This is a genomic window from Photorhabdus heterorhabditis (genome assembly GCF_018448905.1).
Classification (GTDB): domain Bacteria; phylum Pseudomonadota; class Gammaproteobacteria; order Enterobacterales; family Enterobacteriaceae; genus Photorhabdus; species Photorhabdus heterorhabditis.
Window position 1 is genome coordinate 12,457 of sequence record NZ_RCWA01000020.1, and the last position, 12,637, is coordinate 25,093.

General features: G+C 31.4%; 12 protein-coding genes and 1 pseudogene. All 13 read right to left on the minus strand.

Going from position 1 to position 12,637, the window contains the following annotated elements; translation table 11 throughout:
- Positions 1 to 93: 93 nt before the first annotated feature.
- Positions 94 to 861 carry a glycosyltransferase family 2 protein gene (locus EAE89_RS13405; RefSeq protein WP_214086042.1) on the minus strand — a complete coding sequence of 256 codons (768 nt, stop codon included), beginning with the start codon at positions 859 to 861 and terminating at the stop codon, positions 94 to 96.
- Positions 862 to 963: 102 nt separating this feature from the next.
- Positions 964 to 2,133 (minus strand): nucleotide sugar dehydrogenase, encoded by a 1,170-nt coding sequence (locus EAE89_RS13410; protein WP_214086043.1) that lies wholly within the window; start codon positions 2,131 to 2,133, stop codon positions 964 to 966.
- A gap of 41 nt (positions 2,134 to 2,174) precedes the next feature.
- The gene (locus EAE89_RS23630; protein WP_244866443.1) at positions 2,175 to 2,603 is read right to left on the minus strand and encodes a hypothetical protein; all 429 of its coding nucleotides are present in this window, start codon (positions 2,601 to 2,603) and stop codon (positions 2,175 to 2,177) included.
- Positions 2,604 to 2,620: 17 nt separating this feature from the next.
- A complete protein-coding gene (locus EAE89_RS23635; RefSeq protein ID WP_244866444.1) occupies positions 2,621 to 2,926 on the minus strand; it encodes a glycosyltransferase family 2 protein in 306 nt (101 codons plus the stop codon).
- A 360-nt stretch (positions 2,927 to 3,286) separates the two neighbouring features.
- Positions 3,287 to 3,460: pseudogene (tnpA, locus tag EAE89_RS13420) on the minus strand (IS200/IS605 family transposase); the annotation flags it as partial.
- Between the two features lie 86 nt (positions 3,461 to 3,546).
- Positions 3,547 to 4,617 (minus strand): non-hydrolyzing UDP-N-acetylglucosamine 2-epimerase, encoded by a 1,071-nt coding sequence (gene wecB, locus EAE89_RS13425; protein WP_214086044.1) that lies wholly within the window; start codon positions 4,615 to 4,617, stop codon positions 3,547 to 3,549.
- A gap of 5 nt (positions 4,618 to 4,622) precedes the next feature.
- The gene (locus EAE89_RS13430; protein WP_214086045.1) at positions 4,623 to 5,729 is read right to left on the minus strand and encodes a glycosyltransferase family 4 protein; all 1,107 of its coding nucleotides are present in this window, start codon (positions 5,727 to 5,729) and stop codon (positions 4,623 to 4,625) included.
- Between the two features lie 167 nt (positions 5,730 to 5,896).
- Positions 5,897 to 7,036: an N-acetyl sugar amidotransferase gene (locus tag EAE89_RS13435; protein ID WP_214086046.1), complete on the minus strand. Its 1,140-nt coding sequence runs from the start codon at positions 7,034 to 7,036 to the stop codon at positions 5,897 to 5,899.
- A gap of 27 nt (positions 7,037 to 7,063) precedes the next feature.
- The gene (locus tag EAE89_RS13440) at positions 7,064 to 7,822 is read right to left on the minus strand and encodes an AglZ/HisF2 family acetamidino modification protein (protein ID WP_214086047.1); all 759 of its coding nucleotides are present in this window, start codon (positions 7,820 to 7,822) and stop codon (positions 7,064 to 7,066) included.
- Positions 7,816 to 8,445 (minus strand): imidazole glycerol phosphate synthase subunit HisH, encoded by a 630-nt coding sequence (gene hisH / locus EAE89_RS13445; protein ID WP_214086048.1) that lies wholly within the window; start codon positions 8,443 to 8,445, stop codon positions 7,816 to 7,818. The genes EAE89_RS13440 and hisH overlap by 7 nt, the downstream gene beginning before the upstream one ends.
- A 1,276-nt stretch (positions 8,446 to 9,721) precedes the next feature.
- Positions 9,722 to 10,957, minus strand: a complete 1,236-nt coding sequence (locus EAE89_RS13450; protein WP_214086049.1) for a lipopolysaccharide biosynthesis protein — start codon at positions 10,955 to 10,957, stop codon at positions 9,722 to 9,724.
- The gene (locus EAE89_RS13455; protein ID WP_214086050.1) at positions 10,954 to 12,027 is read right to left on the minus strand and encodes a DegT/DnrJ/EryC1/StrS family aminotransferase; all 1,074 of its coding nucleotides are present in this window, start codon (positions 12,025 to 12,027) and stop codon (positions 10,954 to 10,956) included. Before EAE89_RS13455 ends, EAE89_RS13450 begins: the two co-directional genes overlap by 4 nt.
- Positions 12,028 to 12,041: 14 nt before the next feature.
- Positions 12,042 to 12,629 carry an acyltransferase gene (locus EAE89_RS13460; RefSeq protein WP_054477584.1) on the minus strand — a complete coding sequence of 196 codons (588 nt, stop codon included), beginning with the start codon at positions 12,627 to 12,629 and terminating at the stop codon, positions 12,042 to 12,044.
- Positions 12,630 to 12,637: the final 8 nt, after the last annotated feature.

Consider the following 12,637-nt stretch of genomic DNA (forward strand, 5'->3'; position numbering starts at 1 on the left):
AAGCAAAATAGATGGAATATAATTATTCAACTTAAACTATTTCTTCATAAATTCTATTTTGTCAATTCTAGAAAAAAGAAAGAGATAAGTTTATTATTTATTTAATCTTTTTAATATTCCATTGATGCTATAATATATAAAGTTAAATAATCTATTTTTCCAAGGAATTTCTTTAAAAGACCAATATAATTTTAGTATTTTTATTGCTGACATGAATTTATTGCCAGATATCTGATTAATTCTAACTCTATATTTAACTAGGTCTTCTTGTAAACCGGCTATTTTGAAGCCTTGTGATAATAAGTTTATCCATAAATGGGCATCTTGGTGTAATCTTATTTTGTTTAAATAGAATTCACCTGTGACATTTTTGTTTATCATTGATGTTGAGAAGCCAATACATGTATTCTGCATATAGTTATCAAGGGTGATTTTTTTGTTGGGAATAACCTTTCCACGAATAACTTCATTTTCTTCATTTATAAAACTATAACCTGTACATATAGCAGCTAATTCCTGATTGTCTATAATATAATTAATTTGAGTTTCTAGTTTTTTAGGTAGCCATAAATCATCGGAGTCTATAAATGCAATATATTTACCTTTAGCTAATCTTAGGCCAGCATTCCTTGCCTCACCTGCACCTATATTTTTGCTTAAAGGGAGAAGTTTAATTCTATCATCTTTGAATCTTTCTATTATTTCAATAGAGTTATCTTTAGAGCAATCATCAATAATCAATAGCTCCCAATCAGAGAATGTTTGTTGCAATACCGAATTTATTGACTGTTCAATAAAATTAGATGAATTATAGCTTGGCATAATAATGGAAACTATTACTTTATTGCTACCTTCTTTCATGATATAAATTTTTATCCTATTAGTTTTTTATATAATATATATTGAAGAATATATTAAAATTTTACGTAGGGATTAATATGTAAATTATAATGCGTTGGCTTATTAATCACTACCAAACAGATCCCTAGTATAGACTTTATCTTTTACGTCATTGAGCTCTAAAGTCATTCGATTTGAAATGATAACGTCTGAGATATCCTTAAAATAAGTGAGATTCCGTATAATTTTTGAATGGAAAAATTCTTCTTCTTTTATTTCTGGTTCAAAAATTACCACTTCTATTCCTTTGGCTTTGATACGTTTCATGATCCCTTGAATGGATGATGCCCTGAAGTTATCTGAACCAGATTTCATAATTAAGCGATAAACCCCAACAATTCTAGGATTTTTGCTGAGAATAGAGTCGGCAATAAAATCCTTACGAGTACGATTTGCTTCAACGATGGCACCAATAATATTATTAGGCACATTTTGGTAATTGGATAAAAGTTGTTTAGTATCTTTTGGTAAACAGTAACCACCATAACCAAAAGATGGGTTGTTATAATGATTGCCAATTCTGGGATCTAAACATACACCTTCGATTATCTGACGAGGATCTAAGCCCTGGGCCTCAGCATAGCTATCTAATTCATTAAAATAAGCAACGCGCATTGCCAAATAAGTATTTGAAAATAGTTTTATGGCTTCTGACTCTGTTGAGTCAGTAAAGAGGATTGGAATATCTTTTTGAACAGCACCTTCAACAAGCAAATTGGCAAAAACTGTTGCTCTTTCTGAGCGTTCACCAACTATAATTCTTGATGGGTGCAAATTATCATACAATGCTCGACCTTCACGGAGAAATTCTGGAGAGAAAATGATATTTTCTGTTCTGAATTTTTTTCTCATTTGATTTGTGAAACCTACAGGGATTGTAGATTTTATTATTATTACAGCTTCTGGATTATATTTCAGAACATCTTTAATAACCGCTTCAACAGATGAAGTGTTAAAATAGTTAGTTTTCGGATCATAATCAGTTGGAGTAGCGATAATAAGGAAATCAGCGTTATCATAAGCATCTTTTTTATTCAAAGTTGCTCTGAAATTTAGAGTTTTTTCTTTTAAAAAATATTCTATTTCCTTATCATAAATAGGAGATCTATTCTGATTAAGGAGGTCAACTTTTTCGCTATCAATATCTAGAGCAATAACTTCATGGTTTTGTGATAAAAGAATTCCGTTTGATAAACCAACGTATCCAATCCCTGCGATAGCTATTTTTTTCATGCTAATTTTTCTTTATATAATGATTTTTTACGAGTAAGATATTATTTTATTTTTTTTAGGAATCCAAAAAAAATATGTGAAGAAAAATAAATTAATGATTTTATTAATCCTAAATTTAAAACCTTATGATAGAAATACCATTGTGATTTTTCTGTTTTATATTTATTACTAGACAGGCTATTTTTAGATATTCTATAATAAGCTAAAACATCAGGTATTGCATAAGCTTTCCCTGACATATCCATTATTTTAAGCCAAAGAGCCATGTCTTGTCTTTCTCTTATTAAAGGCATATATACCTTCCCAACTTTCTCAGTGTCGTAAATAGCTGTCAAACAACCTATGACATTTGTAAATAATAATTTTTTACTGCTTGTAGTTATCGGTAGATTAATAATACTTAATAGTTGACCTTTTTCGTCTATTTTTTGGTAATAACTATCAGAGATAGCACAATTTTTGTTGATCATAAAATGAATCTGTTTTTCTAGTTTGGTAGGATGCCACATATCATCATTATATAAGAAGGCAATAAAAATCTACCACTTGCGTTTCTTATGCTATTATTTCTTGTTGCCCCAGCACCTAAATTTTTTTCGTTTCTAAAGACCTTTATTCTAGAATCCATAGATGCATATTTTGAAATTATACCAAAAGTATTATCAGTTGAACAATCATCTGTAATTAACAATTCCCAATTAGGGTATGTTTGTTTTAAAACCGAATTAATACTATGTTCAATATATTTAATTGAATTATATATGGGCGTTATTATATAAATTAAACTATTCATATTTCATTGCGATGTTTTTGATATATAAAGATATGGTCTTTACTAATCTGTATTAGTTAGAATCCTATCTCAAATAGGTGTAATTATTGAGGATAGTTCGGGCACTGCCAAAGTTCAAAGTGACAAATAAAATAGTCTTATGGGATAGGAAGTAAGATATTTTTATATTCATAATAGATGATTATAGAAAATGATTTTATCAAGATTATACTTTAATATTTAGAAAATTTTCATAGTGATTTATGAATACTCAACAACCATCGACTAAAATCGGTGGGTTAGTGATTAACGGACTGAAAGTCCGGATACGCATCGGCTGAACGATGCGTCAATTGTCCATCCTGAAGTTATCATCCGGGTTTGGCTCACTACCCCTTTTAATATCTTGATTTCAAATGCTTCACATGTCTGACAAACTAACTCATGCACCCGTATTGCTACTTCACCTGTCAGCACTTTGTGTCTGTATTTCGTTACCCACACAAAATGATATTCAATCTGAAATACTGTGTGACTACCGTATCTGTAATCCATGTTGCACCTCCCATGCAACACAGTATCTTAGCTAAAGCTGACCGACTACAGTCGGTGGTTTTAACCTTTCATATGGAAGAATAAATTCATAGTAATTGTTCTAATTCACTAGCAATTCTTAGAGCAGCGACACCACCACCGTACATGGATTGAACTGTATTTATATTAATTCCCATAATATCATGAACTGATTGAGTTATTTTTTTACTGTCAGCATCTGAGAGTTTGTTCACACCAGCTTCAATTAATTCTATCCATTCAGTTTGATCCCTAACTGTTACACAAGGCTTCCGGAAGAAGAAAGCTTCTTTTTGTAGTCCTCCACTGTCTGTGATAACTATAGTTGTGTTTTTAAGTAGCCAGAGCATTTCTAAATATCCAATGGGTTCAATTAAATGGACATCTAAATGTAAATCATATTTTTCTAACATTTTTTTAGTTCTTGGGTGAAGTGGAAAAACAACCGGATAAATTGTTTTATGTATATAATTTAATGCGCTCACTATTTCAGTTAAACGTTTTTGATTATCTGTATTTTCAGCACGATGCAGTGTAGTTAATATAAAATTTTGTATAGAGTACAGCCCATCAGGTTTTTTTGCCATTTGGCTAAAATATAAAGCTGCATCTTCCATCACATCCCCGACGTTTTTTATCTTAATCGGCTTTGAACCGAAACCTTCTCTTTGCAGATTATTGGTGGCGGTATCTGTTGGGCAGAAAAGTATTGAACTCACATTATCTGTTAATATTCTATTTATCTCTTCTGGCATTTTTATATTAAAACTACGCAAACCGGATTCAACATGTATAACCGGAATATGTAATTTAGACGCCGCTAATGCACCAGCTAAAGTGGAGTTAGTATCACCATATACCATGACCGCATCGGGCTTTTCTGTAATTAGTACTTTTTCAATATCAATGAGCATTTTACCAGTCATTTCACCATGAGAGCCGCCATGAATATTAAGAGTGTAATCAGGATGAGGAATTTTTAATTCATTAAAAAATATATCAGACATGTTAGTATCAAAATGTTGACCTGTATGAATGATAATTTCTTTAAATTTATTATGCTTTTTTAAAGCACGAGATACTGGACTTGCTTTAATGAATTGCGGCCTGGCGCCTAATACGGTTAGGATTTTTTTCATATCGATTAATATCTAATTTGTTGGTAAAATTTAATTAATTTACTCTGTTCAATATTCCAATTGTATTTATTATTTACTGCGAGACATCCATTGTTACCCATTTCTTCCGCTATATCATGGTTATTTGATAAATAATCGATCGTATGAGCTAATTCTTTAGGATTCAATGGGTCGATGCAAATTCCACAATTGTTTCCTATAATGATATCTTTCCATAATGTAAAATTTGAAGCGATGACAGGAATACCTGCACTCATATATTCGAACATTTTATTGGGTTGTGCATCTATATGATTTGGTTGTGGATGAAATAGAACCATTCCAGCAATAGATTTAGATAAAAGCTCCTTTGTTTCTGTGCGATTTAAGAAGCCAAGTTCATCTATTTTATGCCAATTCTTCATGCTTTTTATTTTATTTTCTAAATCTTTGTTAGAAAAATTGCCAGCTAATTTCATTTTTGTATCAGTGGAGAGGTGAGAGATTGATTCAATCATCTCTTTTATGCCTCTAATACGGGAAATTCCGCCTACATAGCATACTTGTTTTTCTTTTTCACTCCATTCAATGTTACTATTATGTAACTCACCTAATATGGGATAATTATTTATATCTATGGTTCTTTTATTTATTAATAGAAATTTATCACGTATAATAGGGGTTGCCGTAATGATACCACTAAATTTAGGTATTGCCCATCTTTCATATAATGAAAACCCTTTTGATAGAAATCGAAGTATGTATTTATTTAGATATGGTTTACTTAGTAATTGTTTTGGTACATCTTCATGAGCATCAAATATTACTATTTTATTTTTTTTAAGTAATTTAAGTCCAATTGGGATTAGTTCTGGATCATGAAGGTGATAAATGTCTGCACTTAGTTCACAGGCTTTCTTATAAACTAGCTTTGTTGTTCTGAATATTCTATTTAAGCGACCAGGTAAGAAACCAACATCATAAATATTAATATTTTTATTTGTTTCATTTCCCCTTCCGTCAGCAACAATAAGAGAGACATCATATTTTTCTTGTTGTAAGGAAATACATTCTTTGAAAAAAATCCTAGTATCGTAACGAGAATGAACAGATGTCATATGAGCTATTTTCATTAATATTTTCCGTGTCGAAGTATCTTCTGGTTTTAATTTTATAAGTTGAAAAATATAAATTTTATGAAAATTATAAAATTATAAAATTATAAAATAGAAATAAGGTTTATGCATAATATACTTAAAATTATCTCTGAAAATGGTTTGATTTTATCATTTGCAATTGTCTAAGAGTAGTTTTTTATATTCTTGTTGATTGTTTTTTCGGCAATTTGCTGGATTTTTTTGAAAAATCTAAAGTAACTATCCCAGTTTTTATATTCACTATAATTTTTCCCAGGTGATCGAATGAATTCATTTAGATCATTTTCAGAGATTTTTAATTTCTTTGCAATATATGAAAAATCTTCCCGTAATTCATTATCATCATATAAAGGCTGTTCTAATTCTAATAGTGATTCTTCTCTAGTTAATTGTTTACTTAATATAAGGCTAGATAAATGAGGCCTTCTTTTATCATAATTAAATTTAGTGGGTAAATAATAATTTTGGAAAAATTTTGTAAATATTGATTCGCCATGTTTTCTACCGTAGTCCTTATAATCTATTTTTTCTTTTAGAAAAGTTAAGGCATCTTTTTTATTGTAAGGAAGATAATTCAATGGTCTTACAGTTCTAAACTTATGTATAAATGGATAAGTAAAGTAATATTGAAATATGCTGATAGTTTTATAATATTTTAATTTTGTAACTCCAAATTTTTTATGTATATCATGGAGATTAATAGCATCCATTGCTGAGTGATGCCAGCTAGTTGGAACGACTGATTCTGTTGCTATATTACCACCACTGATTACATATTTGATTTTATGTTTTATAGCGTAGTGATATAAGGTGGAGAAAAATGCATGATCTTGTACTACATCTTGGTTTGCAACACCAGATTTTAAATACGCTACTTGAAGATCCCTAATTTCATTCCAATTCATAACATGTGTATGAAAATCGAATCCAGTATGCTTTATAACCTGTTCTATATTGTAGACAGCCAACTCACTATTCCAGCCAGCATCAATATGAATTACTAATGGATTTAATCCATAATCTTTTAATATAACTGCTAAATATGCACTATCTATCCCACCACTGAGACCGATTATACAATCATACTTTTCGTTTTTCTTAGATGCTTTTATTTTCTTAATTATATTATTTAGCTTTTCTTTTCCAAGATCAGTTGGATACCATGATTTGCTCGTCTTATTATCAAAATCATTACAATGATTACAGACTCCATTGCTATCAAATGATATTGTTGGATCTGTGGTATCCATTACACATCTAGTGCACACTTGATATTTTTTCATATAAATTTGCTCTTAATAAAATTAGTACTACGATGATAAACTGTTAATTTCTTTATAATTAGGGTAGGTTAGTAGAATTCCATCATTAGGACCATAAAAGGTGAACATGGTTCCTATTGCTGAAGCTTGAGCTCCAGAATTAATTGCATCTCTTATATGATTAAATGAGCCTGCGCCACCAGAAATAACTATAGGAATATTTGTGAAATGAGATGCTTCTTTTATTAAAATGGTGTCAAATCCTTTTTTTGTTCCTTCATTATTAATTGAGGTTAAAATTATTTCTCCTGCACCAAGATTTTCTATATTTCTTATGTGTTCTTTGAAGTTCAATGTACACTTTTGTGTCCCAGATTTGGTATATATAATATATTTACCTATAAAATTCTTTTTGACATCAATGGAGACAACTATACTTTGAGAACCAAACAGTGAGCTTGCTTCTTGAATGAGCTTAGGATTATTAACTGCACTTGTATTCAAAATAATTTTTTCAAATCCTATAGAAAATATTTTTTCTATATCTTTAATATTTTTTATTCCTCCTCCATATGAAAGCGGCATAAATGCTTCTGAAGCAATTTCTTTTAAAATATCAAAATTAATTTCCCTATTTTTCACACTTGCTTCTATATCTAATAATACTAATTCATCTACTTCTTTATTATTAAATATTTTTACAGCGTTGATCGGATCTCCTATATAACGATGATTTTTGAATATCCTACCTTTTTGGAGACCATCGTTATTGAATAATAGTACGGGGATAACTCTGTGTCTTAGCATTTACAGTGAGACTCAATTAGATTCTTAAAGAAAAACATTCCGAATTTATGGCTTTTCTCTGGATGGAATTGAACACCATAAATATTATCTTTTTTAACTGAACTTACAAATTCATTAATATAATTTGTCGTTGTTAGTATATTTTCATTATCTTGGCATTCTACATAATAAGAATGTACAAAATAGAATCTATCGGGATTATCAGGATTTTGTTGAAATAAATTATTGTTAGTTTTTAATGATATATAATTCCATCCCATGTGTGGAATTTTTAGATTCCTATCTTCTTGGTTGTTAAATTTTTTAACGTTACCTTTTAACCAGCCTAGTCCGTTTGCAGTACCTTCTTCACTAGTATTAAATAATAGTTGCATTCCTAAACATATTCCAAGGAATGGGGTTTTTTCTTTAATTACTTTTTTACTAAGTATAGTCTGTATACCAGAATTGGATAATTTTTTCATCCCATAGTCAAAACTTCCAACTCCGGGTAAGATGATAAAATTAGAATTTGATATAATTTCTAAATCAGAAGTAATAACAGAGTCATATCCAACTTTTCTGAGTATATTTTGAATGGAACTGCTATTACCCATTCCATAATCTATTATTGTAATTAACATGTTTTATCTTCTACTATAAATGTTATCCGATTTTTTTGTAATTGATAATATAATTATGAGCAATAAAATGCCCGAGCTTATTAGAGCAGTTGTAAAAGATTGTTCTATTAGGAGAAAGCTATATAGAATTGATGTGGCTATTATTTCTACGTTTTTTGTTTTTAACCATAATAGATCTAGATATATGAAAATTATAAAGATACAAATTAGGTTTATCATATATCCTATTAGTCCATATTTTAAAAAATAATATAAAAAGGTATTTGTGTTGGCATTGGTGCTTTGATTCTGAAAATATTTTTCACCGATGTAAAAAGTAACATCAGAGTTGGTGAGCCTTTTTCCATATAAAAAATTATCAGGAATGCTGATTTCATTAAGATAATAATTCTGTATTAAGGATGCAACAAAAATCAACCTCCTTATGAAATAATCAGCAAGGTATGAGTACTCAAATATGAATGATTCTATGAGTGACGTTAGGCTAATAAAAACTAATAATTTTATTATGAGTAAAGCCATATTTTCTATTTTATTTTTCTTCATATAAGCAGCAAAAATCATCATAGCTATGACATATAAAAAGGGACTCTTTAAACCTATAAACCAAAAAGTTATAAATGGAAATAACAAAGAAGCAATGAAGCATTTTTTATTTTTGTATATTATACTATAAAAGGCTAGTAGCGGAATTAATCCATTTGTTGTAATATTTAATATATAAGGAAATAGTAGGTCCTTCCCTAAATAATCTCTTGCTAATAGTCTTCGTTGATACATTGAATCTAGAGATAAAGAACCAACTGGGATTTCAATGATTAGATTGCATATAGTGATTATAGAAAAAAGTATTGATATAAGAAATAATGTATTTCTTGGTAAAATAGGATAATATAATTTTATCTTTCTTAACTCATGTGCTATTTTCTTTTTTAGAATTGCTATTAATATTGGAGGAATATATAGGAATAAATAAAATAACATATAGTTATTATATGCTAGTTTAGTGATATTAGAAAAGTAACTGGTATATAATAGGCTAAATATAGTATATATAATAATGAAGATGTCTGATGGAGTTCTTATCTTTCTTGATATTAGCAATGTACATATAATACAGCTTATTATACAATAAAGTGTGCTATATTGATTCCATGTTACTTCTTTCATTCCAGAATATGAATTATTGGGCTGTATTTGATAATTATAAATTAAAAGGGTTGTTATTAGAAAAACCTGAATTAACATAAAGTTAATTATCAATCTATGAATATATTTAATTGACATATTTAGAATATTTATATGAAATATATAGATAAATAATATATAGGGTTGTATAGCATAAAGAATATGAGATTATGCTTATCTTAACTGTCGAAATAACAGTAAAAGAGAATAATGTGAAAGTTAATAAAGAAAGCTGCCAGATAAGATCTATGTGCTGTTTCTGTGCTATATACAAGGTATAGCTTAATGGACTTGAAACAAAACGCAAAGCAAACATTGGCATTAACCATACACCTATTAGCCCAGATATTTCCCATTCTTCACCAAATAATAACGAAAATGTTGGTCTTAGAAGAAATATAGAACATACTATCATGATGATTGATAATATTATTAATACATTAAAGGTTTTCTTATATTCATCTCTACATGAACCTTTGACACGATAGCTTGTAGATGCACTTTTAATGAAAACATCTCTTACTGCACCTCCGAGTAGAGATATTGGTGCACCAAGTGTTCTGATAGTTAAGGAAAGGTATCCTGCCCATTCTGCACCGAATCTATAATTTACTAAGATAATTGGCAATTGAGCAGATAAGTTGTTAGTTGCATCGGCTGGTAAAGAATATAATAGGAAATTTTTATGTTTTCTCCATTTTTTCTTGAATATTGGAAAAGTAAAAGCTTTTAACTCTTTTCTAGTTATAGGTAATACTTTTAGGCAAAAAATACAAGAAAATATACTTCCTGATACATATCCTATGATTATATTTGATAAGTTAGGTTCTATATATCCAGATATTATTTGTGGAACTGTAATAAAGAAGTTCTGAGAGATTCTTATAATTCCTAACTTTTTAAAATATCCTCCACATGAGAGCCATGATTGAGTTGTTGTATAAATGGAATAACAGATACTTACGGGAATAATTGTTATAAGGAAAATATTCTTTGAGGTTTCGGGACTTTCTATATAAATATAGAATAACATTAATATTATTAGTGAAAATGATATTAGTGTTATATTTATTAAAGTTACTATTAATGTATTATTCCTTTCATAGCCATCTTCTTCTATACCAAAGGAAGACTCAAATCTGGCTGTGAGTATTATTGAAAGTAATATAGTAATACTAAGCCAGGTTGCGAATTCACCAATATTACCTGGACTATATAGTCTGACTATTAGTAAAGAGCCAAAGATTGGAATTAATTGTGATATCAGTGTTCCTGAAAAAACTGTCCCAACCTTTGACCAATAATCATTTACTTTTATAGTCATAGTATTTGCTTGCAGATATCTATGATCGAAGATGTTTCTAAATAAGGATGCATCGGTAAGCTAATCACTTCCTGGGCGATTTCATCACCCACAGGCAGAGTGATATTACTGGCCACCGCAGGTTGTTTATTCAAGGGAATAGGATAATGAATGGCGGTTGGGATGCCTTGTTCTTTTAATTTTCGCTGTAATTCGTCCCGGTTTTTAACCCGGATAGTATATTGCGCATAGGCAGAGAGATTGTGTGGCTCAATATAGGGTGTGGTCATGATGCCAATGTTATTCAATGCCTGATTGTAGTTTGTGGCAACTGTCTGACGTAATGCCATTTCTTCATCAAATATGTCCAGTTTGGGGAGTAGAATGGCCGCTTGCAGGGTATCTAAACGGCTATTCACTCCAACTCTGACATGGTGGTATCGCCTGTCTTGTCCATGGCGGGCAATTTGACGAATAATTTTCGCCAGCTCTTCATCGTGGGTGAAAATAGCCCCGCCATCACCGTAACACCCCAGGGGTTTACTGGGGAAGAAACTGGTACAAGAAATTGTGGTCAGGTTACAGGAGCGTTTTCCTTTATATGTTGCGCCGAAACTTTGGGCCGCATCTTCTATGACGGTCAGGTTATGTTTTGCTGCAATGGCATTAATTTCGTCAAAATCGGCACATTGTCCATATAAGGAGACCGGAATAATTGCTTTGGTTTTGGCGGTAATCGCGGCTTCGAGTAAAGCCGGGTCTAAGTTGTACGTGGTGGGTTTGACATCCACATAGACCGGTATGCCGCCCAGCAGTGCGACGGTTTCAGCGGTGGCAATGTAGGTAAATCCGGGGGTAATGACCTCGTCACCCGGTTTGATGCCAATCGCCATTAAGGCAATTTGTAACGCATCGGTACCATTCGCGCAGGTAATACAATATGGCGCCCCGGTGTATGCAATCAGCTTTTCTTCTAATTCGGCCACTTCCGGCCCTAAAATATATTTGCCGTGGGTGAGGACCTTTTGGATATTCGCGTCAATGTTATCTTTAATTCTGCGTTGTTGAGCAGCCAGATCGGTAAATTGCATTCTTTTATCCTTGCTTATTTAATTCGCACGACGGTCTGGTTATTGAGCTGATAAATATGGTGTGTGTGTGGACAAATGGTGGTGGCTTGTCCATGTAGCGGTAAATCGAGTTGTTCACCAAATTCACTCATCCAGCCAATCTGTTTGGCCGGTACACCCACCATCAGGGCATAATCGGGGACATCTTTATTCACGACCGCACCGGCGCCAATAAAGGCATAAGCGCCAATGGTGGTGCCACAAATAATGGTGCAATTGGCGCCTAAAGTGGCGCCTTTTTTTACCCATGTGTTTTGATATTCACTTTTTCTTTCAATCAATGAACGGGGATTATAAACATTGGTGAAAACCATGCTGGGGCCACAAAATACGCCGTCTTCCAGATGAACGTTGTCATAAACAGAGACGTTATTTTGTATTTTGCAGTGATTGCCGAGGGTGACTTGATTGCCAATAAAGACATTTTGTCCTAACGAGCAGCCTTCGCCAATTTTGGCTCCAGAACAGACATGCGTAAAATGCCAGATACGGCTGTTTTTCCCGATTTGTGCCCCTTCATCAACGATAGCACTGGGATGTATCATTACGTGTTCGGCTGACATGAGGCTGG

Bases quoted from the DNA above. Each gene is read 5' to 3' on its own strand.
- EAE89_RS13455 (WP_214086050.1), bottom strand. From the start codon at position 12,027: ATGCAATTTACCGATCTGGCTGCTCAACAACGCAGAATTAAAGATAAC.
- hisH (WP_214086048.1), bottom strand. From the start codon at position 8,445: ATGTTAATTACAATAATAGATTATGGAATGGGTAATAGCAGTTCCATT.
- EAE89_RS13410 (WP_214086043.1), bottom strand. From the start codon at position 2,133: ATGAAAAAAATAGCTATCGCAGGGATTGGATACGTTGGTTTATCAAAC.
- wecB (WP_214086044.1), bottom strand. From the start codon at position 4,617: ATGAAAAAAATCCTAACCGTATTAGGCGCCAGGCCGCAATTCATTAAA.
- EAE89_RS13460 (WP_054477584.1), bottom strand. From the start codon at position 12,629: ATGTCAGCCGAACACGTAATGATACATCCCAGTGCTATCGTTGATGAA.
- EAE89_RS23630 (WP_244866443.1), bottom strand. From the start codon at position 2,603: ATGATCAACAAAAATTGTGCTATCTCTGATAGTTATTACCAAAAAATA.
- EAE89_RS13440 (WP_214086047.1), bottom strand. From the start codon at position 7,822: ATGCTAAGACACAGAGTTATCCCCGTACTATTATTCAATAACGATGGT.
- EAE89_RS13405 (WP_214086042.1), bottom strand. From the start codon at position 861: ATGAAAGAAGGTAGCAATAAAGTAATAGTTTCCATTATTATGCCAAGC.
- EAE89_RS13430 (WP_214086045.1), bottom strand. From the start codon at position 5,729: ATGAAAATAGCTCATATGACATCTGTTCATTCTCGTTACGATACTAGG.
- EAE89_RS13450 (WP_214086049.1), bottom strand. From the start codon at position 10,957: ATGACTATAAAAGTAAATGATTATTGGTCAAAGGTTGGGACAGTTTTT.
- EAE89_RS13435 (WP_214086046.1), bottom strand. From the start codon at position 7,036: ATGAAAAAATATCAAGTGTGCACTAGATGTGTAATGGATACCACAGAT.
- EAE89_RS23635 (WP_244866444.1), bottom strand. From the start codon at position 2,926: ATGAATAGTTTAATTTATATAATAACGCCCATATATAATTCAATTAAA.